Origin of the sequence: Mammaliicoccus sp. RAM2 (genome assembly GCF_045897195.1) — a bacterium.
In the GTDB taxonomy this organism is placed as follows: Bacteria; Bacillota; Bacilli; order Staphylococcales; family Staphylococcaceae; genus Mammaliicoccus; species Mammaliicoccus sciuri.
Genome location: NZ_JBJNWI010000005.1, coordinates 154,112 through 177,147 on the forward strand (window position 1 = coordinate 154,112; position 23,036 = coordinate 177,147).

A 23,036-nucleotide genomic window follows, 5' to 3' on the forward strand; every position below is an offset into this window, starting at 1 on the left:
TTTTAGATATGTACAAACTTAATTTACACCTTTATCTATACTATTGTAAGACTCTTATACATTTTTTCACAAATTATTCTTAAAGTATAGTGAAATATGTAATGATAGGGAATATCCTTACTTATTTGAGGATACTCCCTATCTATTATTGCATCGGTATTTCTTCTAAATCTTTAATCGGTTTTTCATAATAGTCTCTATCTTTTTTGGCGTTAAATCTGTCCGCTTTTTCTACTTTGACTGTAATGTTATAATCTGGAATCTTAGCGTATTTCTCGTATCTACCTCTAGGTAATAAATAGTTGCCTTCAGGGAAGTAGACTTCAATGTTTCCTTTTAAGATATCTACATATTTTGCGACACCTTGAAATACGCCGAAACCATTATGCAATACAACACCTTCACCTTCAGCGATGCTTAATCTATCAGCATCTTCTTTATTCATTAATACATCATATCTTCCACCATGGTTAAAGGATTCATAATCACCATATACCATTGAGTTAAATTGTTTACCTCTTCTAGTCGTTAACATGAAATCATCAGGTTGTCTGTTTAAGTCTGGAATATCTACGCTAATTAAATGACCTTTACCATCTTCAGTTGGACAAATCCCATCTTCACATAACCAAGCGCCCCCCCACTGGAAGACGTCTCCTTGATTTTTTAAATGTTGGATACCATCATAATCTGGATTTGCTTTTGCAATCTCTTCTCTAATAGCTTGACCATCTTTAAAATCAATTAAATGTGCTTGTTCAGGTTTAACACGTTTAGCTAAATCAATATATATTTGCCATTCTGATCTTGCTTCTTTTATTCTATTTTGATTCCCTTCAATTACTGGTGAGTAGTAAACCATGCGTTCTGTTGAAGTAGACGTACCGCCACCATCTTGCTCATAACGTGTCTTCGAAGGTAATACAATAACGGTTTCTTTCGCATCAACTAAAGTAGATGTATTTAATATAATATCTTGATGTACTCTAAGTTCTAAGTTTTCTAAAGCTTTTTGTATAAATGTTGGGTCAGGCATTGTTTCTAAGAAATTCCCACCGGACATGTAATAACATTTAATTTTACGCTCATGATCATCTGGTAACATAATATTTTCCAACGTTACACCGACAGTATCACCTTGCCAATCCGCAATATCAAATCCCCATAACTTCTCAATACGCTTTTTATTTTCTCCATCAAATGCACCTCCTGGCAATACAAATGGATCACAGCCCATTTCTCCAGTACCTTGCACACTAGAATGTCCCCTGAACGGCATTAGACCACTATGCTTTCTACCTAAGAAACCTCTTAATAAAGCTAAATTACATACTTGAGATATATTATCCGTCGCAAACTCATGCATCGTTAATCCTAGTGCCCAGGCAAATACAGCATTTTGGGAATTGGCAAGTTCAAGCGCTAATTTATAAATTTGATCTTTAGAAATACCACTTGATTGTTCAATGTCTTCCCACGACTGCTTCTCGACTGTTTCTTTAAGTTCTTCATAGTTCGTAACATGTTCCTCAACAAACTTATGGTTAATTGCAGAACCGTATGCCTGTTCTTCCATTTCAAACCAGTGTTTCATAATGCCGTGCATAAATGCAATGTCACCACCAATATTGACTTGATAGAATTCGTCTGCGACATTTGTACCAAATAATGCTGATTCTGCCACAGATGGAATCCAATATTTATCCATTGCTGGTTCTTTATATGGATTGATAACGATGATTTTTGTTCCTTTTTTCTTTGCTTCAAGCATATATTTAGTTGAAACAGGTGAAGCATTAGATGCTACACTTCCCCAAAAAAGCAACACGTCTGTACCTATCCAGTCTTGATAATTCGCTGTTGAAGCTCCAACGCCTACTGAACGTTTCATCGCTGTTTTACTAGGTGAATGACATATTCTAGAAGCATTATCGATATTGTTAGCACCTAAATATCTCGCGACCTTACCTGCAACATAATATGATTCATTCGTAATCCCTCTTGAAGTTAAATAAAATGCATAATTTCTTGGATTCAATGATTTCATTTTTTCAGCTATTGTTTGCATCGCTTCTTCCCAAGAAATACGGATAAACTTACGATCCCCTTTTCGTCTCATCATTGGATAAGGAATACGACCTAATTGCCTTAATTCTGTGCTATTATATTTTCTCAATTCATCTATATCTTGATGTAAAATTTCTGGTTTAATTTCTGGCATTGTATTCAATCTTAAAACATTAAATCGTGTTGTACACACGTGAGGACCGGTTAAAGTTTGATCACTTAATCCAGATACACCTAATGCACATCCATCACAAACACCTTTAGTGATAATATTTTTAGCGTAATTTAAATTATCTTTATTATCCCAAACAATTTTCATTGTATCTCTTATATGTTTAGGCTTTACTTTACCTAGTCCAAAAGGTATTGGACTCACCCAAAATTCTGGTGCTAGCTTTAAATCTTTCTTCATAGGACCTTGATGTTTAGTCTTACCCATATTTACCCCTCCATGATTTCACTTACATTTATTATATGAAATCACAATATATTTTGAAAGTGCTTTCACTTTATTATTCATAGGTTACAAAGTAAAATAAACCTATTAAACAATTATTTAAATGGGGAATCATTATGAAGCAAAATATGACTTACAATCTTCCAATATTAAAATACCAAAATGATCAATTTATAGAGACAACGGATAACTACGCAACAGAATTTCCTATTACGATTATTATAAATGGAGAAGAATTTGCAACAATCGTTTGTTCACCTAAACATTTAGAAGAACTCGTGCTCGGCTTTATTGCATCTGAAGGGGTTATTAAGAAGAAATCTGAAATTAAATCTATTTCAATAGATGATTCTAAAGGTTTTGCTCATGTAGAGCTCACAAAAGAAATTGATATCAATTTCAAAAAAAATACACAACGCATGATTTCGTCGTGTTGTGGTAAAAGTAGAGCTTTCTATTTTAATAACGATGCCGTAACAGCTAAAGTGTCACAATCTAAAATAAACATTACACCTCAACAAATTATAACTATGATGGATAAACTACATGAAGAAAGTAAGATTTTCAAAGAAACAGGTGGTTTGCATAATGCTGCAATATGTGATGGAGATGACTTTTATTTGCATCGATCTGATATTGGTAGACATAACGCATTAGATAAATTATATGGTTATTGTATAGAACATGACATTCCAATCAGAAATAAAGTACTCATTTTTAGTGGAAGAATTTCCTCGGAAATATTAATCAAAGCATCTAAAATTGGTGTCGGCATCATCTTGTCTAAATCAGCACCAACTAACTTAGCAATTGGATTAGCACATGATTTAAATATAACGGCAGTTGGATTTATAAGAGATGGCAGCTTTAATATATATAGCCACACTTATAGAATACAAAATAAATCCTAACAATAAATAAACAGGTTGAGACATCATTTGCTGTCTCACCTGTTTTTATTTGTATTCTTTTAACGTTTCAAATTGAAATCCACTATAAATATAACCTTGTCTTTTATACATATCTTTAGCTGTATCTTCACCATCTGCTACTAGAATAATCGGTTTATCTTTAGCGATTTCTGCTACGAAGGCTTGCATTTTCGTTCCTATACCTAACCTTCTATATATTTCTCGAACACCAAAGCTATCTAATTCTACATATTTCTCATTCATCCATATAAGCAACATACCTACAGGCTTACCTTTATAATAAGATAATACTTGAATCGGATTATCACTATGTAATTGTTCTTTATTTAATTCAACTTTAAGATCTGCATAGTCTTTGCCATATGCTTCATCTTGTTCATATGATACGTTCAAGAAATCAACAATGTTATCCTCATTCGTTAGAACAACTTCAACCTCTTGATTGTCATCACTTTCAAAGTTCTTCTCAGAATTGATATATAATTCTAACCAACCTGTTTCATAACCTTGTAATTTCAAATATTCTCTTAATTCAATATCGATTGTTTCATTTTCAGGAAAGACAAATTTAAGAAAAGGCTGATTATTTTTTTGATGGATTTCTTTCAACATTGCTTCATCTGCTTTAAACGTATCTAAGTCTGGCATTTCTTTATATACAATTTTGTTAGAATCATACTGAATACGTTTATCCAATGTTTGATAATGTATATATCTATTTGTTTCAGTCAAAACCTTTCCATCTGTTTCTATATCTTTAAATGAAACCATCGTTATTCACCTCATTAAGTATTTCTTAATCGTTTTATTTCGGGTACATTCTTCAAGCTAAATAATAACATAGTTGCTAATATTGCTTTAACAATATCACCTGGTAAAAACGTTGCTGCTAATATGTATCTTTTAGCGATTGAAATATTCATAAACTCACCCATCACAAATCCGCCAATTAAATTGAGTAATAGAACTCCAATCACAATATTAATTGTTAACGCATATGTAAACGAGATCTCTTTCCACTTTCTATCTATAAAGAATCCAATTAGAAATGCAACAACTGGGTAGCCAAATAAATAACCAGCAGATGGTCCAAAGAATACACCTAGTCCGCCTCTACCACCTGATAATAATGGCAGTCCTGTTGCAACAAGTAATAAGAATATGATAACACTTAATGTACCTCTTTTATATCCTAATAAACATCCCGCTAATATAATACCTATATTTTGTAGAACGATTGGTACCGGCATAAATGGTAATGGAATTGGTGGTATAAATGCTAATACTGAAATAAAAGCAGTAAACATTGCTATAATAACGATATCTTTAGTTTTCAAATTTTTCACTCCTAATATAAGATAACGATATTATACCACATTGTTAACCAATGTAAATTACAAGTTAACAATTATTTTATAAACTAGAAATCGCACCATATAAAGCTGAATCATTTCCCTTTGAAGTGACTTCAATTTTGGCATGACCATAATCAGTTGGTAAATAATCATCGATAAATGGTTCTATCAATGATAATAGTCTTACTTCTTGTTGAGAAATTCCTCCTCCAATAAGTATAATTTCTGGATCAAACATGATTTGTACTTGCGCTATACCTTCTGCTACATGCTTAGCCCATTGATTAAGGATGTCTTGAGCTTTTTCATCATTTTGATACGCTAAATCAAACAACTTCTCGACTTGCACATCTTCTTTATAATTGGCACTGATTAATCTTTTTAAAGCGGTTGTTGAACCCCTATCCTCATATGTTGTATTCGTTTCTTTGTCATATAATAAATAGCCTATTTCGCATGCTCTATACTTTTCACCTTCTAATAATTGATTTTCATAATATGCGCCACCAATACCCGTACCAATCGTCATTAAAAATATCGATTTAACTTCTCTATCAAATGTTAACAATTCACCAAGTAACGCGCATGATACATCGTTATTAACTGCTACATTACTAGCTATATCTGCTAATGATTGTTTAAAATTTGTACCATTATAATATGGTATCGTCGGACCAGCATATGTAATTTCACCTTTACGTGAATCAACGACACCTGCAGTAGAAATACCAACTTCAGGTTTATTTAAGTTAAATTCTTTTGTATATGATTCAACGATTTCTTTAACCGCTTCAACTATACCCCCATCTTTATTATGTGGTGTTTCAATTTTTTGATAACTATGTATTGTGTGCTGGTCATCAATTGCACCAGCTTTAATAAATGTGCCACCTATATCAATTGCAATTTTCATAATATCCTCCTAAATAGACAAATGTGTCGTCATAAGTTCTTTAGCTAATTGAACATCTTTATTGGCAATTGCTTCGATAATTTTCTTATGCATTTCATTCGTTTGAATATAATTAATTTCTTTCCCCTCTTCTTCAATATGATAAAAGTATGACTGAATAACAGAGCTTAATTGTTCGAATAATACATTTCCTGTAGCACTTAATAAAGTTTGATGAAATGCCTTATCATTCTCATAATGATTGATAACATCTTCATTTACAATTGCTTTTAATTCAGTGATATCCTTATCTAATTTAACGATTTCTTCAATAGCTGCACATTCAAAAATAATTCTCAATGACAGTAAATCATTTTTCGAACCATTTGCGACTTGGAAACTAAATAGAAATCCTTCAACTAAACTAGAGATATCCGGTGCTTTGATAACCGTTCCTCTTCCTTGAACTGTCTCGATCACACCTGTATGTTCCAGATAACTCAAAGCTTCTCTTACAACTGAACGACTCACGCCATACATTTCAGTAAAAGCACGCTCTGTCGGTAAGCGATCCCCTTCTGTCATGCCTTTATCCAAAATATATTGTTTAATTTCTTGTAATACTTGCGACTTCAAACTTTGGACTTCAATCTTATCTAATTTACCCATCATTTTTGCTCCAATTCTTCTATCCACTCAACGACTCTAGACAGATGTTTATTAATAATGTCATGTGCTAAAGTTAAATTTTGTTTCTCAATTGCTTCTATTAAATCAGCATGTTCTTTGTAAGATTTTTCTATGTCTTCTTTATCAACGATTTGATTAAACTGGTTCTTATCGAAATACTCTTTAATAACTTTACTCATCGTGATTAATGTTTGATTTTCAGTAAAGATAATAATCGTTTCATGAAAAGCTGAATCATAATGTGCAAATTTTTGAGATTTGTTAAAAGACTCATAATAAATATCATTCAAATCTCTTAGTTTATTCGCATCGATCACGATTTTATTTTCTATTAAAAGACGTATCGCACCGAGTTCTAATATTTTACGCACTTCAAGTAATTCTTTAATTTTAAAACCATGTACTTTCATATGCGACTCAAAAAGCATTGATAAATGTTTATTCTTCTCTGTTATAAACATGCCACTTCCTGATTTAACTTGAATGAGACCACTTTGTTGTAAACGACTAATCGCTTCTCTCACAACTGTGCGACTCACCCCTAATTGTTCGACAAGCATTTTCTCTGAAGGTAGTTTATCTCCATTATCAAATTGATGTTCTGCTATATATTCTTTTAATTTTTCAACAGCTACATCAACGAGTGATGTTCGTTTCATCATTTTACCTACCTCCTCTTAATTATTTATTTTATCATAAGTGATGTATCAAATAATAAAACGATTGACAGAAGAATATGTATTCGCTTACAATATGATTATAAATTGGTCTGACAATATTATCAATTAATTAATATAAAGGAGTTTTTTAAATGAAAGGGTTATATTCTGCATTACTAGTGCCATTTGACGAGAAAGGCAATATTTTAGAATCAGGTTTAAGACAAATCATTCGCCAAAATATCGATAAACAACAAGTAGATGGTTTATATGTAAATGGTAGTTCAGGTGAAAATTTCTTAATGAATACTGATCAGAAGAAGAAAGTCTTTGAAATTGTTAAAGACGAAGTAGGATCAGACGCTAAATTAATCGCACAAGTTGGTGCATTAGATTTAAACGAATCAATCGAATTAGGTAAATTTGCTACAGAATTAGGTTATGATGCATTATCAGCTGTAACACCATTTTATTACCCATTCAAATTCGAAGAGATCAAGTATTACTACAATGCCATCATTGAAGCTACTGGAAATGAAATGATCATTTATTCAATTCCAGCATTAACTGGTGTTAACTTATCTATACAACAATTTGAAGAACTTTTCGAAAATGAAAAAATTATCGGTATTAAATATACTGCTGCTGACTTCTACTTATTAGAAAGAATTAGAAAAGCATTTCCAGACAAATTAATACTTTCTGGCTTTGATGAAATGCTTATTCAAGCAGCAGTTTCAGGTGTAGATGGTGCGATTGGTTCAACTTATAACATCAATGGACAACGTGCTAGACAAATATTTAATTTAGCTAAAGAAGGCAAAATTGAACAAGCGTATGAAATTCAACATGAAACAAACGATATTATTGAGCAAGTATTGGCTTTAGGTATTTACCCTACTTTGAAAGCTGTTCTAAATGAAAATGGCATTGAGGCTGGTACAACTAAACGACCACTCGCGCCATTAGATGAAGCATCACTCAAAAAAGTTAAAGAACTTGTTTCTAAATACAATTTATAATTATTTGATGTACAAAGGGGATGTCATATTATGAATGAAGTAGGATTTGGTACAGGAAACTGGATTGCATTAATTTTATATTTAATTGCAACGTTATTAGTAGGTGTATATTTTACAAAAAGAGCTGGGCAAGATACAGACGCGTTCTTCAAAGCAAAAGGTAGAATCCCTGCATGGGCAGTTGGATTCTCAATCTATGCTACAACTTTAAGTGCGATTACTTATATGGGAACACCAGAAAGAGCATTTAATACAGACTGGTCTTATGCAGCTGGAAATATCGCCATTATCGCGATTATTCCATTATTGATTTATTTCTATATTCCATTCTTCAGAAAGCTTGATGTAACAACTGCTTATGAATATTTGGAAGAAAGATTCGGTATCACAATGCGTGTTATTGGATCTCTAGCATTCACATTATTCCATATTGGACGTGTTGCGATTGTTATTTATTTACCAACATTAGCAATCACTTCCGTTTCAGATATTAACCCATATTTAATCGCAGCATTAGTTGGATTATTATGTGTTATCTATACGTTTATGGGTGGTATAGAAGGGGTTATTTGGAGCGACGTTATTCAAGGTATTATCTTATTAGGTGGTGCTGTTGCTGTTATTTTCTTAGGTGCTTTCCAAATTGATGGAAACTTCGGTACAGTCTTAAATGAAGCTGTGCAAGATAAGAAATTTGTCTCAGCGGACAACTGGAAATTCGGAACAGCTGCTGCTGCAATTCCAATTATATTTATTGGCTCTATCTTTAATAACTTACACCAATACACTGCCAGCCAAGATATCGTTCAACGTTATCAAACAACTGGTTCAATATCATCAACAAACAAATCATTATGGACTAACGGGTTATTAGCATTTATTACAATCCCTATCTTCTATGGAATGGGAACTGTGTTGTATTCTTTCTATAACAATGTAACATCTTTACCAGAAGGATTTAACACATCAGCTATCGTACCTTATTTCATACTTACACAAATTCCACCATTTGTTGGCGGATTATTAATCGCTGCTATATTTGCTGCAGCACAATCAACAATTTCTTCAAGCTTGAACTCAATTTCAGCCTGTGTAGTTGTCGATTTAAAACAAAGATTTTCTAAAACAAATAACGCTAAAAATGATGTACTATTAGCAAGAATCATCATTATTCTAGCAGGTGTCTTTGGTACATTGGCATCATTATACTTAATTAATCAAAAAACAAACGAAACATGGGATTTATTCTTACTTGTAACAGGACTATTCGGTGTACCAATCGCCGGCGTGTTTGCAGTAGGTATATTTACTAAAAAAGCCAATACTTATGGTGTTATCATCGGACTAATCGTCGCAGCAATCGTTTCTTACTTTATAGGAAAAACAGATATCACACCATTTACAGTATCCGTAATCGGTTTCTTTATCGCATTTATTGTAGGTTACTTAGCAAGCTTACCATTCGCGAAACACAACAAGAATATCGTAGGCTTAACTATTCATACAATTAATGATCAATATGTTAAAGAAACAAAATAATGAACTATATAAAAAGCAGGGACATCAGCGTCCCTGCTTTTAATTTTTGTTGCATAATGTTCGAGAGTCTTCGTGCGTTACACACTAATTTTGTACCTTTGCGCACGATATCTCTTAGTCTTCGTGCGATTCACCCTGGTTTTATACCTTTGCGCACGATATCTCTTAGTCTTCGTGCGATTCACCCTGATTTTATACCTTTGCGCACGATATCTCTTAGTCTTCGTGCGTTACATACTGATTTTGTACTCTAGCGCACGATATCTCTTAGTCTTCATGCGTTATGGCCTGAACAATAAAAAGCAAAGACTGACGTCCCTGCTTTTTATATTCTGATAATGAGAATCGGTGTTATAGCATTTGCTATTGATTATTCAGCTTTTTTAAGAATTTCATCTTTTAAGTATTTACGTTGCATTTCTAATGAATATGGATCGTTATACCAGAATGTTTGTGCATCAATTTCGATGACTTTATCATTTTTAACTGCTGGAATTGATTTCCATGATTCAGTTTTTGTGAATTCTGGTTTTGCTTGTCCTTTTGTTACTGGTAAGAATAAGTAATCTCCTGAATATTTTTCAATTTCTTCTTGAGAGATTTTTTTCCAACCGTCTTTTTTAACATCTTTTTCAATGCTTTCTGGCATTGCTAAACCGAATGCTTGGTATAATACTTCTGTTCCTCTACCCCAGTTTTCACCGTAAGTATAGATGTCTTTTTGGAATGCTTCAATAACTGATACTGTTGTATCTTCGCCGATTTTATCTCTAATTTCTTTCCCGTCTTTAGAAGTTTCTTTCTTCCATTTTTCTACCCATTCTTTTGCTTTGTCTTCTTTACCAACTAATTTACCTAATTCTACTTGCATGTCTAAGTAATTGTGTTTTGCATAGTCGTAAGGAATTGTTGGTGCGATTTTATCATATTTCTTTAAGTTTTTATCTGCGTTATATGTAATGATTAAGTCTGGTTTTAATTTAGCTACTTGTTCAACATTGTCTTCACTTACTTTTTCAATACCATTAATTCTATCTTTAAGTATTGGTGTTTGATCTGTAGAAGCTGGTACACCCACAGGTTTAACACCTAAGTGTAATAAGCCACCAACGTATGATGGTGCTAATACAACAATACGTTTAGGGTTTTTCGGGATATCTATTTTTTTACCGTCGTCTAATTTATAACTTACTGTATCTTTACTTGATTTTGTTTTACTGTTGCTCTCTTTCTCATCAGATTTATTGCCACAAGCAGCAACAACTAATGCTAAAGCCATAATAAACACTAAAAGTTTCTTCATAATTATCCTCCCAATTGATAATGACTCTCATTTTCATCTTTATCTATTATATAACCCTTCATTCTATATAGCAATAGAATTTTTAAATTTATATAACTTTTTTATTCTATTTTACAATAATAATGATGTATGCAAATACAACAAAAAAATACCGATAAAAGACGTTACGTCATTTTATCGATATTTTAATATTACGATTTATTTTTACTTGGCAAAGTTTTAACAAAAGTGAATAATACAACAGTTTGGAAGAATAACATGATGCAAAGACCTATGCGAACATAAAAATGATCGACCATCCAAATTGATAAGCCTACTACGATATATACACTTATAAGCAATTCGAACTTTTTCTTTAAAGTGTACCCTCTATATTTTTGAAAATCTTCTACATATTCTTTATAAACTTTTGTGCTTACTAACCAACTATGGAATTTATCTGAACTTTTAGCAAAACAAAATACTGCTAATAATATAAATGGTGTTGTAGGTAATAACGGCAATACAGCGCCAGCAAATCCTAATATAGTAGCAAGTATACCAACTGATATTAATACAAATTTCATGCAGAAACCTCACTTTTAACTCATTATGTTCATTATAAGAACGCATATTATAAAATTGCAAGTAAAACATTTCAGCTTATTGTTTAATAATTTATCAAATGCTAAAATTAATCAATTAACATCTTTTAGAATCGAGGGGCTTATAAGTGCAGAACAAACAACTAAAAGGTACCTTATTAGTGATGCTTGGCGCTACATTTTGGGGGTTAGGTGGAACGGTTACTGAAAAGTTATTTACAGAATACCATTTACCTGTTTCATTATTTGTAGCTGAAAGATTGATATTAAGTGGATTTTTCCTTTTGCTCATTGCAAAATTAATCCAGAAACATCCTTTAACAAATATATTTAGAGTCAAACATTCATTATTTCAATTGATTATATATGCTTTATTCGGCATGTTAGGTGTACAATACACCTTTATGGCGACAATTGATAAAGGGAATGTTGCTATTGCTACTTTGTTACAATTTTTAGCACCAGTCGTCATATTACTTTATTTACTAATCACTAGAAAAAGTAAATTTAGATTAACTGATATTATCATCATCGTGTGTTCACTATTCGGAACGAGCTTATTATTAACAAATGGTGATTGTGCCACATTATCAGTCCCTCCAAATGCCATCGTTTGGGGATTATTAACAGCTTGTGCAGCTGCTTTTTATACTGTATATGCTGTTAAATTATTTTTAAATTGGCCATCTCTTGTTGTAATCGGTTGGTCAATGTTAATTGGCGGTATTGCACTTTCAATTATCAACTTAGATTTCTCATTTCCTTGGCATTTATTAGATATACAAGGCGTCATTTATTTCATCTTTGTGATCACTTTCGGAACGATGTTTGCTTTTTGGATGTATTTAGAAAGTGTGAAATATATTAGCCCACAAACAACAGCATTATTTGGTGTACTCGAGCCCGTAACAGCTGTTATATCTTCAGTTCTATGGTTAAAAGTACCATTTGGATTGTGGCAACTCATCGGTATGATTATCATCTTGATTGTCGTACTATATATGTCAGTAGGCATGAAACCAAGACGTAAAAAACGTAAAAAAGCCACACAAACAGATCATCTATAGTAAAAAAGAATGGTTAGAAATCTTAAAAATTTCTAACCATTCTTTTTATTGACTTTTACTTCTTTCTTCTCTAGCCTTTTTAGTTAATTTTGTAATGGTTACGTCATCCATCGGTGGATTGTGTAAGCCAGCTCTTATATCTCTATAATAGCGTTGCAACGGTCTTTCCATTTGTAAGCTTTTCGCACCTACAATTCTCATTGCGATATCAATAATTTTAATAGAGTGATTAACGACAACATGTTTAGCTGCACCTATTTCAACATCTATAACTGCATCTGTTATGGAAGGATTTAAATACTTATTGATTACACTATATATATAATGTCTTGCAGTTGTTAATTCTAATTCCATCTGACCAATATTTTGTTGAACAGCTGGAATATCAGCAATCACGCCATCGATACTTCCAGGACTATATTCATTTGCAAAATCAACAGCATAATCTCGTGCTGCTTGCCCAATACCTAAATATACTGCTGGAATATGTAGATTCCATGGGTTGATATTATTACCTCTTGGACCATTCGCAACTTCTACTAAGTATTTCTCATGAACTTTAACATCATCTAACACTAAATCATGACTCTCAGTAGCACGCATACCTACCATATTCCAATTCTCTGCTATTGATAAACCTTCAGATTCTCTTGGTATTAAAAAGAAACCGAGTGCTTCTTTTTCTGGTACATATGCACCAACAAGAAAATGCGTTAACCTTTGACTCATTGTTGTAAATGTCTTAACACCATTTATAATATAATGATTTCCGACACGATCAGCGTGTGTACTTGGACGTGCACCTCGAGTTGGGCTGCCTGTTTCCGCTTCACTTACAGCTCTATTAACAATCGCGCCATTTAATACTTCTTCAGCAAATTCATCTAATAAATCTTGCGTCCATAATTTTTCTTGATAAATTTGTCCAACTACACCCATATGCCAACCAATTGCTAATGCAGTTGCACCATCAATTCTACCTAATGTTTCTTGGAATAAAATAATATCTTCTGGTGTCGCACCTTCGCCACCATATGATTTTGGAAGTACAATTTTAGTATAGCCTTCATCAATTAACCAATTAATATTTTCATATGGAAATTCTGAATTTAAATCATTTTTTTCAGCGTGTTTTTGTAATGACGCTTTATGATTTTCTATTTTATTAACCCATTTTTGTTGGAATTCATTCTTAATAAATAAATCTCTACTCATCGTGTCCACACTCCTTAATATCACTTTATCATTGTATTTATTTGCTTTCAATATATATCCGAGCATACCAATAAGTTTTTATAAAAAACAGGCAATACTGAAATTCACGATCGGTATCAGTATGTGCCTGTATAAAATTAATAATTAATATGACTCTCCAAGTTCATTGAAGTCTTGGTCATTGTATTTTTCTTCATCTAATTGTCCTGTAATTTTAGCAGTAGCCGTACCCGCTAACATTGAATCATTAACATTCAATGCTGTTCTACCCATATCGATTAATGGTTCAACTGAAATTAATACCCCTGCTAAAGCAATAGGTAAATTCAATGTTGAAAGTACGAGTATAGCGGCAAATGTTGCACCGCCACCTACACCTGCTACACCAAATGAACTGATGACTACAACACCGATAACAGATAAGATAAACGGTAAATCAATGTCAATACCTGCACTTGGTGCAATCATCATAGCTAACATCGCTGGATAAATACCTGCACAGCCATTTTGTCCAATTGATAAACCAAATGAACCTGCAAAGTTTGCAATACCTTCTGGAACACCTAGTCTAGTTGTTTGTGTTTGAACATTTAAAGGTAACGTTCCTGCACTTGATCTAGACGTAAATGCGAATAGTAATGTTTCACTTGCTTTTTTAACATAAGTAGCTGGGTTTAAACCAACAACAGATACTAAAATTAAATGTATGATGAACATCGTAATTAAGGCCGCATAAGATGCTACAACAAATTTACCTAATGTCCATACTGCTTCAAAGTTACTTGTCATGACCGTTTTAGTCATAATCGCTAAAATCCCGTAAGGTGTTAATCTTAATACAAACGTAACGATTCCCATAACTAAGGCATAAATCGCATCTATCCCTCTTTTAATTAAGTTACCTTTTTCAGGTTCTTTTCTCATCACACGTAAGAAACTAAATCCAACAAATCCAGCAAATATAACGATCGCAATTGTTGAAGTACCTCTAGCACCTGTGAAATCTAAGAATGGATTGGCAGGTAACAATTCAATAATTTGTGATGGTAAATTATTAGCCGTCATATCTTTAGAAGTTTGTTCAATTTCTTGACCACGACTATTTTCTACATTACCTAAATCGATTTGTGATGCATCTAAATTGAATAGCATCGCATAAATAATTCCAATTAAAGCTGCAACAGCAACCGTTCCTAGTAAAAATGTAAATATCCAAGCGCCAGCTTTAGCAAAGTTTTGACCAATTGTTATTTTAGTAAATGCTGAAACAATTGATATAAAGATAAGTGGCATAACGATCATTTGTAATAGTTTCACATAACCTGTACCTACAATATCAAACCATGAAGCTGTCGACTCTGTTACTTTAGAATCTACACCGTAAATAAGATGTAAAGCTAAACCAAACACAATCCCTATTCCTAAACCAATAAGAACACGCTTAGAGAACTTTACATGTTTCTTATTTAAATAACCTAATAAACCTATAAATAATAAGAAAACAATAATATTAATGACTACCCAAAGTGTTTCCATTAATGGACCTCCTAAATCTTTTAATTCCGATACATTAAATAAGAATACACTTTAAAAATATGTTTTGCAATACGTTTATCTTTTTCTAAAAATTTAGATAAATACAATCAAAAAAACATACTAAGATCATTGTTTCAATAATCTTAGTATGTTTAAAATTATGATGATTTTTTTAATTACTTACGTCGCTTTAGTTACAGTTCGACCAACTTTTGTTACTATGGGCCTCCTTAGTTACAATTCCACCGACTTTTGTGACTATGGGTCTCCTTAGTTACACTTCCGCCGACTTTTGTTACTAACTGCTACTCTATTTCACAATACAAGACTGTCTTCAAATGCCCAAGATTTATCAGTTAATATATTTCTATAGAATGGATCTTTTCCTATTAACTTAATTTCATCTGCTAAGCTTTCGACTTCATCTAAATGGTGCGTTGTTAATATAATAAGTCTTGTTGTTTTTAAATGATTTAATAATTTATGAATGTCAAATCTAGATTTCAAATCAATACCTACTGTTGGTTCATCTAAAATTAATATACTTGGATTACCGAGCAATCCGATTAATAAATTAACTTTACGTTTTGTACCACCAGAAAGCGAAGAGATTTTTGCTGTTCTTTCATATAAATTCAACTGATTACAGTAATCTTCTATAAGCTCTGAAGATATAGGTTGTTTATTTAATGCTTTAAAAAATTCTATATTTTCATTTACTGTCATATGTTCAAATAATGCAATATCTTGAGGTATATAACCTATGATTTCTTTGATTTTTTTATTGTTTAACTTTTTCCCAAAATAACGGATACCCCCACTATCTGGATTTTCTAATGCTGTAATCATCCTTAGTAACGTTGACTTACCAGCACCATTTTCACCTAGCAATACGGTAAGTGTCTTATCCTTAAATGTTGTATTAAAGTCATGGAAAATTTCTTTATCTTTATACTTTTTTGATAAATGCTCTATTGTAATCATGTATACACCTCCTAAACTTGAATATACAAATAAAGACAACTTATTGCGATAGACCATATGATAGACATAAATAATTTATGACTAAGCGTATTTATTTTAAATAAGAATATACTTAAGACACTTTCATATATACATAATGTCATCAATAAGACCAAATAAAATACGATGCTTAATGACCATGATAATATTAAGCTCGTAATGGCTACAATCGCGAATAATAATATGACATGACTCAATATATAATACGTATATAATTTGATTTTGGTGCCATTAAACATCATTAATCGCTCTAGTGCAGCATTTTGTTTCAGTCGTTGGTGCAATACAATTTGACTACAACTCACGATTAATAGCAATGCAACATATACTGCTGCACCAATCGAAACATCTGAATGCTTTTGAACTGCATGGTGTTCCATTTTAGAGTGAGGTGTATTTTTAATATACGCTTCTTTAATTTCTTGCATTGTTACATCTTGTTTAGATTTCTTTAAATGACCTTCAATAATGACGGGTATTTGCTGTTGGTATAAAGCTTTACTCGTCACTTCTAATGCAATTTCTCCAATGAAACCATCTTTGTAATATAGCGGAATGCTATCACGTAAACGATTTTCTTTTAAACGGGTACTAAAATCATCAGGTATTTGTAAGCTTACGATTGCTTGCTTTTTTTGAATGACATCTTCGATATACGCCTCATTCTTTGGTAAATGTATGACTTCTAAATATTTTGTTTGTTCTAAAGTATGCACTAACTCTTTTGAAGATTGAGATTTATCCAAATCTTGAACAGCTATTGGCATTTTAAATAATTGATTGCTGGATGCTTGAACGCCTACAATGAGCAATATTGTTATAAACAGTAACGCCACTAAAGTTAAATATTGTTTCCATTGCTTTTTAACAACTAAATAAAAGATTGATTTCATCGGCGATACCTCCAATACAAAGCAGAGATTACTAATACAAGCATAATACCTAAATGCCAATAATACATTGGATGTGTGTCAATGATGTAATTATTTAATAGCATTTCTACTAACTGATTAAACACAATTGAAAATGGTAATGCCTCAATTATTCCTGCACTCAAACTTTTTAAATAAATGATTGGAATCACTGCGCCAGATAACAATATTATCACTAACGTTAATAAAACTTTGAACAAATAATTCAACATACTTCTAAACGCAATATCTATAAAGAGAAACACTAAGAATATCATGATTAAATAATAAGCAATATCTAAACTAAGTTGCCCAATATTATACATTTCAAATTCTGGTTTAAGAAAATGTATGATGACCCATAAACCCAGTATACTCCATAGTGTTGTATAGAAAAGACTAAACACACCTCTTACAATTGTTAATTTTTCATATGAGAAATGATACATACTTAATCGTTCTTTCAACGCATCTTTTTGATTCATTTTTAAAATGCTAAAAATTGAAAAGAAGAAGAAAAAAATAGATACAAAATAAGTTGAAATTGTATAATAACTGAACGTATCAAATACTTTGATAGGCTCATCATCAAAGGAGCCGCTTCTATTTAAACCAGTAAATAACATATCTGTCATCATCGTTAATAATTCATTTTCGGATGCACTAGGATAAAGAGACGTATAAGACATCGCCCCACCCATCGACAACATTAATCGACTATAGACCGAATCTGTTAACTGCAAAATAATAATACTTTCAACTGATTGTTTATCATATGTATTCACAACTATTGGTAACTCACCATTTTTATAAAATGCTTTCGTCATGCCATCTTTAAAGACAAAATAGCCATCAATTTTCTTTTTTGATAATAGTTGTCGTGCTTCCTCTTCATTATAATGCTTAATAGACAAATCATTTCCAAGCGATTGCCCATCACCTATCGCATTTAAAATTAACTTTGTTTCTTTTGATTGATCTTTATCTACGATTCCAATCGTAAACGCCTGATCTTTTTCGTTTACTTGGTTAACCCCAATCATTACGGCCAACACAGCTAACAATAATAATAAAATATATGCAATCAAATACCACTTTTTAATTAAAAAAGAGTGGTATATGTTGAACAATTTTATTGTCGACATATAACCACTCCTCTCTAATTATTGAATATCTTTCGCAAGATTTTCTCCTAAATCTTGTAGCTTATCTTCTATTTCTTTTGTTAAATCATCAACTTCTGAATCTGATAATGTATTAAAGTCAATCGCGCCATCTTTCTTGAATTTAATATCTTTTTTCAGTTCAGTTTTACCATCCATAATTAATTTAATATTTTCACCATTCACATCAAAATCAACATTTAATTTTTGTTTTTGTTGATTGTTTTTAGTGTCTGTTGTTAAATTATGGTCGTAATTTAAGTCGAAGCTTTGACCGCTAGATGGTGCAATCGTCACTTTACCTTTATCCGTACGTTTATCTCCGTCAACTTTAGATTTATTATCTAATTTTAGTGTTGTTGTTGAGTATGAATTTTCTTTGATTTCTAGATCGTATTTATCGCTAATTTCATCTTTACCAGTTGATTTACCTTTAAGTGTAAGTCCACCGTCTTCACCTGGTGCTGATACTTTATAATCTACTTGTACGCCATCATCAATAACATTTGTACCTTGAATTCTAACTTTTTCATTATCTTTATTTGTAATTGTTAAGTCACGTTTCAAGATTTCTTTACCATCTACATAAATGATAGATTTAACTTTAGGATAATTCTTTACATCTTCGTCTTTAGCTTTTTTCAATAAATCTTTAATTTCTTTATCGTACTCTTTTACATTACCTTGTTTTTCTACGATGTTTTTAATATCTTCATCTTTTTTAGCTTCTTCAAGAATTGCTACAACAATTTTCTTAGTATCTTTCTCACTTAAGTTCATTGTTACTTTTTTCAAATCTTTTTCATCATCAAAAATCTTAACTTTTTCTTTGTCTTTTTCAAAGTTATCGTCATCTAATTGATCAACAAACAAGTCACTATATCTTTTTGAGATTTTGTCGATTTGATCTTGAGAGATTTGAGAGCTTGATAAGATCGTATTTAAATTTAAAGAATCATTTGTGATTTCTTGTCCATCTGCTGAATCTAATGATTCACCAGAAGCTTTTTCGATTCCTTTTTTAATTTCATTATTTTTCACTTTATATATGTCTTTAAATAATGGTGTTTCTAAATATTGATTATTTTTGTCTGCGCTCCATTGGAAGTTACCAATCTTGTTATCTGCAATTGTAGGTTCAATACCTAGTTTAGAGTTTTTCGCTTTAGGATCATGCCCAACATTGAAGACAATATTCGTTGAGTCAATAACCGACTTTGGTATACCTAATTGTGAAACTAATGAATCTGATACTTCTGCTCCAAATTTCAATGAAGTTTCATAAGATTCATCTTTCATTTTATCTTGGAATTCAGTTTCATTTTCAAACCTGTCGTTAAAATATTCTTTCCAAGATTTTGCTGATTCTTGTTCACTTAATAAATATGTATTCTTTGGCGTATTAGTTAGAAAATAATATGTTGCTGCGCCACCAATTCCTACTATTGCAAGAAAGGCTACTACAATTCCTATAATTAGTAACTTTAATTTAGTAGACATTTAAACACCTCTTTTTAAAATTTATAATCATATCATAACAAATGTTACAACATTATGACATAATATTTTAAAAATATTTATATTTTTTTGTAAATACACATTTTTCCTGGCGTATTATAACTAATCTTCATTTTATTTTTTTTCATTTTGATAATTTGATATTTGGATGGCCCCAAAGCTGGGATATATACGTACCCAAATATTTGTTTCCATAAAGGATCTATATAATAATAATATTCATCATCATATCCAATTAATAAAGTTACATGGATATTTGTAACATAGGATTTACCTTTATTTCCGATTTTAAAAACTTTTCGAATCGGTTTAGACCCTAATGTTGTATGATATATTACAATTGGATGTCCTTTATCAATTATATGCTCAAGCTCTTCAAGCTCAGTACCAGTACCATCTATAATTTCAGAGTCATATCTACTTAGAAATTCCGCAAGCACATTCGGAAAAATAGTTTGGTGATGGCCAAATTTTATTAGAAAATGATTGCCTACATATCCCTTTTCCGGGTTATCTGAATGTGTTGGCCACTCTCTCATAATAGTCGTTGCATTAATATCTTTATTATAGTAATTAAGCAACATTGAACTTGCCGTACCTTCACACCCCATGACCATTGGTATAGGAAATAATTGACTTTTCGGTTTAACATTTAATATTACGCCCATAAAGGTTCTCCTTTTACAAAATCTTCTTAAATTAAAACGTTTGTTTATACTTATAATATATCATTTAACATTTAACTACATAGTATAAGAAAGCGGGACTGAAGTATCTTTTAAATAAAAAGATTTCTTAGTCCCGCTTCTCACGATTTTTTATAATATTTCAGCTTCAATTTCCATTAATAATTTTTTTATCTTTTTATGTTGGATTTTAGATACTTGAATAGCGACAGTTCTCTCATCTTGATCATTTCTTTTCTTAGAAATAAGTCCTTTTTCTTTTAAGTTTTGTACGGCTTTTGAAATATAGTACGGCTTAAATTTAGATTGTTTGATGATATCTTTAACATTGTAACAATCTTTCTCGCCTCTATATATATAAACTAAAATATATATTTCTTCGAATGAGAGTGCAAATTGACTTTTGATATTTGCGACATAATCTTTAGATTTCTTAGTTGTGACAACTAATTCAACGATGTTTCTGATTGGTACTGATACTGATTCCATTGCAAATCAACTCCTCAAAATAATCTAATAAATTGTTGAATTGGTATATTGTGCAATCTTTAGTATCTATAGCATTTTTCCTTTTCAACACAATGATTTAATAATATTTATTATTTTATAATGAGTTTTAAAAACATTCAATAAATTTTCAAATAATGACTTTTCAACATTTTTATTTTTAAGACAAACCCTTTTATATCAAGCTCTACAGCGTTCAATCCACAAAATAATAACCCGTGTATATAGTTTGTTTTTATGACATTTTAAAAGTTCATTACTTTTGAAATATAAAGAAATCCTGTCATAAATTGAATAATATATATTAATAGTGATGATAGATTTTCTTTTGTATTTTCATAATTTTGTATTATACAAAAAATCTGATACATCATAATGTACCAGATTAAAAGGTTATATATTATTTTTTCTTACCTAATGTATCAACGAAACTTAATGCAGATAAACCTAAAAGTGTTAATGCATGTTTTGCACCTTTAAAGCCATGTCCAGCTTCATAATGTTTATATGCTGCAACTGTCATAACTGACCCTACAAGTACTGAACCTAATCTTGATAAAGATTTGTTACAAGCACTTAAGAATAAAAAGATTGAACCTACTAATTCAAGCCCGCCAGCTAATTTCATAGCGTTTCTTGAAAGACCAAAACCTTCTTCGAATTGTTGAGCCATACCGTCGTCATCTTTTACTTTTGGTTGACTTGAATCAAAAATTTGTTTACCTACATATACATTTAATAAATATCTTAACATTACTTAATTTCCTCCTTATTTTTCATATATTCATCTACAATCGGTTTAACTCTTTCACCTAATAGTTGAATAGATTTTAATACTTTTTCATGTGGCATAGAACCTACTGGTAAATGTAACATAAATCGATTAACACCTAAATCTTCGTGCAGTTTAATAATTTTTGCTGCAACTGTTTTAGGGCTTCCGACAAACATTGCACCATGAACAATTTCCTGTTCAAATTTTTCCATTGAATATGGTGGCCATCCACGTTCTCGTCCTAATTGATTTATAACATATGCACTTGATGGATAATATTCTTCCATCGCTGCTTCATCAGTTTCTGCAATGTAACCCCATGAGTGTGTCGCAACAGGTAATTTAGATGTATCAAAACCATTTGATTCAGCAACAGCTTTGTACATTGCTACATTACGTTTAAAACGACTTGGCGCCCCTCCTATAATAGCATAAGTGATAGGTAATCCCAATTGTCCTGCTCTCATAGAAGATTCTGGATTTCCTCCAGTTGCTAACCAAATAGGTAATTTATCTTGAACTGCTCTTGGAAATACTTTTAAATGGTCAATTGTTGCTCTTGTTTCTCCTTGCCAAGTTACAGATTCATTTTCATTAATTTGCATTAATAAATCCAATTTTTCTTTATAAAGTAAATCGTAATCTTTTAAGTCATATCCAAAGAGTGGAAAAGACTCAATAAAAGAACCCCTACCTGCCATAATTTCTGCTCTACCATTACTAATAGCATCTAAAGTAGCAAATCTTTGATAAACCCTAACAGGATCATCAGATGATAGTACCGTTACAGCTGATGATAATCTAATATTTTTAGTTTGACTAGCCGCAGCTGATAACACTGTAACTGGATCTGATACTGCATAATCTTCTCTATGATGTTCCCCTAATCCATAAACATCTAATCCTACTTTATCAGCTAGCTTAATTTCTTCAACGATTTGATTAATTCTTTCGTGTGCGGGGAAAGGTTTATCCACACCATTAATTGGAGAGATTTCAGCAAATGAAGATAACCCTAATTCAAATTTCATGATCTCACCTCAATATAATTAATATACTAGGTATAATTATAATACTAATTTGTTATTTGTCAATGAAATTAAACAAAATAATAAATTAGCGAATAAACTTATGC

22 protein-coding genes are annotated in these 23,036 nt (G+C 31.5%); 4 read left to right on the top strand and 18 right to left on the bottom strand.

The features are described 5' to 3' along the window. Nucleotides 1–145: 145 nt before the first annotated feature. Entirely contained in the window at nt 146–2,506 is a 2,361-nt protein-coding gene (locus tag ACJTHF_RS09110; RefSeq protein WP_078354949.1) for an FdhF/YdeP family oxidoreductase, read from the bottom strand. A gap of 134 nt (nt 2,507–2,640) precedes the next feature. Here ACJTHF_RS09110 and fdhD point away from each other — a divergent pair, with 134 nt between their 5' ends. Further along, the gene (gene fdhD / locus ACJTHF_RS09115; protein ID WP_078354950.1) at nt 2,641–3,435 is read left to right on the top strand and encodes a formate dehydrogenase accessory sulfurtransferase FdhD; all 795 of its coding nucleotides are present in this window, start codon (nt 2,641–2,643) and stop codon (nt 3,433–3,435) included. Nucleotides 3,436–3,480: 45 nt separating this feature from the next. Here fdhD and ACJTHF_RS09120 read toward each other — a convergent pair whose 3' ends face one another. From ACJTHF_RS09120 to ACJTHF_RS09140, 5 genes are all read right to left on the bottom strand, one after another. Continuing rightward, on the bottom strand, nt 3,481–4,227 hold the full coding sequence (locus ACJTHF_RS09120; protein WP_078354951.1) for a GNAT family N-acetyltransferase: 747 nt from the start codon (nt 4,225–4,227) through the stop codon (nt 3,481–3,483). A 14-nt stretch (nt 4,228–4,241) separates the two neighbouring features. After that, a complete protein-coding gene (locus tag ACJTHF_RS09125) occupies nt 4,242–4,793 on the bottom strand; it encodes a biotin transporter BioY (RefSeq protein ID WP_048541132.1) in 552 nt (183 codons plus the stop codon). Nucleotides 4,794–4,869: 76 nt separating this feature from the next. Further along, complete coding sequence (locus tag ACJTHF_RS09130) at nt 4,870–5,727, bottom strand: ROK family protein (protein WP_232157288.1); 858 nt, start codon at nt 5,725–5,727, stop codon at nt 4,870–4,872. A 6-nt stretch (nt 5,728–5,733) separates the two neighbouring features. Then, nucleotides 5,734–6,372 (bottom strand): FadR/GntR family transcriptional regulator, encoded by a 639-nt coding sequence (locus ACJTHF_RS09135; RefSeq protein ID WP_078354953.1) that lies wholly within the window; start codon nt 6,370–6,372, stop codon nt 5,734–5,736. Beyond that, nucleotides 6,372–7,055, bottom strand: a complete 684-nt coding sequence (locus ACJTHF_RS09140) for a FadR/GntR family transcriptional regulator (RefSeq protein ID WP_048541137.1) — start codon at nt 7,053–7,055, stop codon at nt 6,372–6,374. The genes ACJTHF_RS09135 and ACJTHF_RS09140 overlap by 1 nt, the downstream gene beginning before the upstream one ends. A gap of 149 nt (nt 7,056–7,204) precedes the next feature. Here ACJTHF_RS09140 and ACJTHF_RS09145 point away from each other — a divergent pair, with 149 nt between their 5' ends. After that, nucleotides 7,205–8,074 carry an N-acetylneuraminate lyase gene (locus ACJTHF_RS09145; protein ID WP_048541140.1) on the top strand — a complete coding sequence of 290 codons (870 nt, stop codon included), beginning with the start codon at nt 7,205–7,207 and terminating at the stop codon, nt 8,072–8,074. Nucleotides 8,075–8,104: 30 nt separating this feature from the next. Then, complete coding sequence (locus ACJTHF_RS09150) at nt 8,105–9,613, top strand: sodium:solute symporter (RefSeq protein ID WP_078354955.1); 1,509 nt, start codon at nt 8,105–8,107, stop codon at nt 9,611–9,613. A gap of 370 nt (nt 9,614–9,983) precedes the next feature. On the opposite strand, the gene ACJTHF_RS09155 is transcribed toward ACJTHF_RS09150, so the two are convergent. After that, the gene (locus ACJTHF_RS09155; protein ID WP_106417487.1) at nt 9,984–10,916 is read right to left on the bottom strand and encodes an ABC transporter substrate-binding protein; all 933 of its coding nucleotides are present in this window, start codon (nt 10,914–10,916) and stop codon (nt 9,984–9,986) included. 191 nt (nt 10,917–11,107) lie between these two features. Beyond that, nucleotides 11,108–11,482, bottom strand: a complete 375-nt coding sequence (locus ACJTHF_RS09160) for a YbaN family protein (protein WP_058591178.1) — start codon at nt 11,480–11,482, stop codon at nt 11,108–11,110. A 146-nt stretch (nt 11,483–11,628) separates the two neighbouring features. On the opposite strand from ACJTHF_RS09160, the gene ACJTHF_RS09165 reads away from it, so the two are divergent. Beyond that, nucleotides 11,629–12,567, top strand: coding sequence for a DMT family transporter (locus ACJTHF_RS09165; RefSeq protein WP_106417486.1), 939 nt, complete (start codon nt 11,629–11,631; stop codon nt 12,565–12,567). Nucleotides 12,568–12,612: 45 nt separating this feature from the next. On the opposite strand, the gene ACJTHF_RS09170 is transcribed toward ACJTHF_RS09165, so the two are convergent. From ACJTHF_RS09170 to ACJTHF_RS09215, 10 genes are all read right to left on the bottom strand, one after another. Then, nucleotides 12,613–13,782: an acyl-CoA dehydrogenase family protein gene (locus ACJTHF_RS09170; RefSeq protein ID WP_106417485.1), complete on the bottom strand. Its 1,170-nt coding sequence runs from the start codon at nt 13,780–13,782 to the stop codon at nt 12,613–12,615. Nucleotides 13,783–13,926: 144 nt separating this feature from the next. Continuing rightward, nucleotides 13,927–15,318 carry an L-cystine transporter gene (locus tag ACJTHF_RS09175; protein WP_058591181.1) on the bottom strand — a complete coding sequence of 464 codons (1,392 nt, stop codon included), beginning with the start codon at nt 15,316–15,318 and terminating at the stop codon, nt 13,927–13,929. A 315-nt stretch (nt 15,319–15,633) separates the two neighbouring features. Next, nucleotides 15,634–16,302 (bottom strand): ABC transporter ATP-binding protein, encoded by a 669-nt coding sequence (locus ACJTHF_RS09180; RefSeq protein ID WP_048541153.1) that lies wholly within the window; start codon nt 16,300–16,302, stop codon nt 15,634–15,636. A gap of 11 nt (nt 16,303–16,313) precedes the next feature. Beyond that, nucleotides 16,314–17,234 carry an ABC transporter permease gene (locus ACJTHF_RS09185; RefSeq protein WP_084755778.1) on the bottom strand — a complete coding sequence of 307 codons (921 nt, stop codon included), beginning with the start codon at nt 17,232–17,234 and terminating at the stop codon, nt 16,314–16,316. After that, a complete protein-coding gene (locus ACJTHF_RS09190) occupies nt 17,231–18,397 on the bottom strand; it encodes an ABC transporter permease (RefSeq protein ID WP_058591184.1) in 1,167 nt (388 codons plus the stop codon). Before ACJTHF_RS09190 ends, ACJTHF_RS09185 begins: the two co-directional genes overlap by 4 nt. 18 nt (nt 18,398–18,415) lie before the next feature. After that, a complete protein-coding gene (locus tag ACJTHF_RS09195) occupies nt 18,416–19,915 on the bottom strand; it encodes a DUF6583 family protein (RefSeq protein ID WP_119469798.1) in 1,500 nt (499 codons plus the stop codon). A 77-nt stretch (nt 19,916–19,992) separates the two neighbouring features. Further along, on the bottom strand, nt 19,993–20,601 hold the full coding sequence (locus ACJTHF_RS09200; protein WP_048541160.1) for a C39 family peptidase: 609 nt from the start codon (nt 20,599–20,601) through the stop codon (nt 19,993–19,995). A gap of 150 nt (nt 20,602–20,751) precedes the next feature. After that, the gene (locus ACJTHF_RS09205) at nt 20,752–21,108 is read right to left on the bottom strand and encodes a transcriptional regulator, SarA/Rot family (RefSeq protein ID WP_048541161.1); all 357 of its coding nucleotides are present in this window, start codon (nt 21,106–21,108) and stop codon (nt 20,752–20,754) included. A 418-nt stretch (nt 21,109–21,526) separates the two neighbouring features. Continuing rightward, nucleotides 21,527–21,880 carry a DoxX family protein gene (locus tag ACJTHF_RS09210; RefSeq protein ID WP_025906850.1) on the bottom strand — a complete coding sequence of 118 codons (354 nt, stop codon included), beginning with the start codon at nt 21,878–21,880 and terminating at the stop codon, nt 21,527–21,529. Then, complete coding sequence (locus ACJTHF_RS09215) at nt 21,880–22,932, bottom strand: LLM class flavin-dependent oxidoreductase (protein ID WP_058591186.1); 1,053 nt, start codon at nt 22,930–22,932, stop codon at nt 21,880–21,882. The genes ACJTHF_RS09210 and ACJTHF_RS09215 overlap by 1 nt, the downstream gene beginning before the upstream one ends. Between the last annotated feature and the right edge of the window lie 104 nt (nt 22,933–23,036).

Bases quoted from the DNA above. Each gene is read 5' to 3' on its own strand.
- ACJTHF_RS09110 (WP_078354949.1), bottom strand. From the start codon at position 2,506: ATGGGTAAGACTAAACATCAAGGTCCTATGAAGAAAGATTTAAAGCTA.
- fdhD (WP_078354950.1), top strand. From the start codon at position 2,641: ATGAAGCAAAATATGACTTACAATCTTCCAATATTAAAATACCAAAAT.
- ACJTHF_RS09120 (WP_078354951.1), bottom strand. From the start codon at position 4,227: ATGGTTTCATTTAAAGATATAGAAACAGATGGAAAGGTTTTGACTGAA.
- ACJTHF_RS09135 (WP_078354953.1), bottom strand. From the start codon at position 6,372: ATGGGTAAATTAGATAAGATTGAAGTCCAAAGTTTGAAGTCGCAAGTA.
- ACJTHF_RS09140 (WP_048541137.1), bottom strand. From the start codon at position 7,055: ATGATGAAACGAACATCACTCGTTGATGTAGCTGTTGAAAAATTAAAA.
- ACJTHF_RS09145 (WP_048541140.1), top strand. From the start codon at position 7,205: ATGAAAGGGTTATATTCTGCATTACTAGTGCCATTTGACGAGAAAGGC.
- ACJTHF_RS09150 (WP_078354955.1), top strand. From the start codon at position 8,105: ATGAATGAAGTAGGATTTGGTACAGGAAACTGGATTGCATTAATTTTA.
- ACJTHF_RS09155 (WP_106417487.1), bottom strand. From the start codon at position 10,916: ATGAAGAAACTTTTAGTGTTTATTATGGCTTTAGCATTAGTTGTTGCT.
- ACJTHF_RS09160 (WP_058591178.1), bottom strand. From the start codon at position 11,482: ATGAAATTTGTATTAATATCAGTTGGTATACTTGCTACTATATTAGGA.
- ACJTHF_RS09170 (WP_106417485.1), bottom strand. From the start codon at position 13,782: ATGAGTAGAGATTTATTTATTAAGAATGAATTCCAACAAAAATGGGTT.
- ACJTHF_RS09175 (WP_058591181.1), bottom strand. From the start codon at position 15,318: ATGGAAACACTTTGGGTAGTCATTAATATTATTGTTTTCTTATTATTT.
- ACJTHF_RS09180 (WP_048541153.1), bottom strand. From the start codon at position 16,302: ATGATTACAATAGAGCATTTATCAAAAAAGTATAAAGATAAAGAAATT.
- ACJTHF_RS09185 (WP_084755778.1), bottom strand. From the start codon at position 17,234: ATGAAATCAATCTTTTATTTAGTTGTTAAAAAGCAATGGAAACAATAT.
- ACJTHF_RS09190 (WP_058591184.1), bottom strand. From the start codon at position 18,397: ATGTCGACAATAAAATTGTTCAACATATACCACTCTTTTTTAATTAAA.
- ACJTHF_RS09195 (WP_119469798.1), bottom strand. From the start codon at position 19,915: ATGTCTACTAAATTAAAGTTACTAATTATAGGAATTGTAGTAGCCTTT.
- ACJTHF_RS09200 (WP_048541160.1), bottom strand. From the start codon at position 20,601: ATGGGCGTAATATTAAATGTTAAACCGAAAAGTCAATTATTTCCTATA.
- ACJTHF_RS09205 (WP_048541161.1), bottom strand. From the start codon at position 21,108: ATGGAATCAGTATCAGTACCAATCAGAAACATCGTTGAATTAGTTGTC.
- ACJTHF_RS09210 (WP_025906850.1), bottom strand. From the start codon at position 21,880: ATGTTAAGATATTTATTAAATGTATATGTAGGTAAACAAATTTTTGAT.
- ACJTHF_RS09215 (WP_058591186.1), bottom strand. From the start codon at position 22,932: ATGAAATTTGAATTAGGGTTATCTTCATTTGCTGAAATCTCTCCAATT.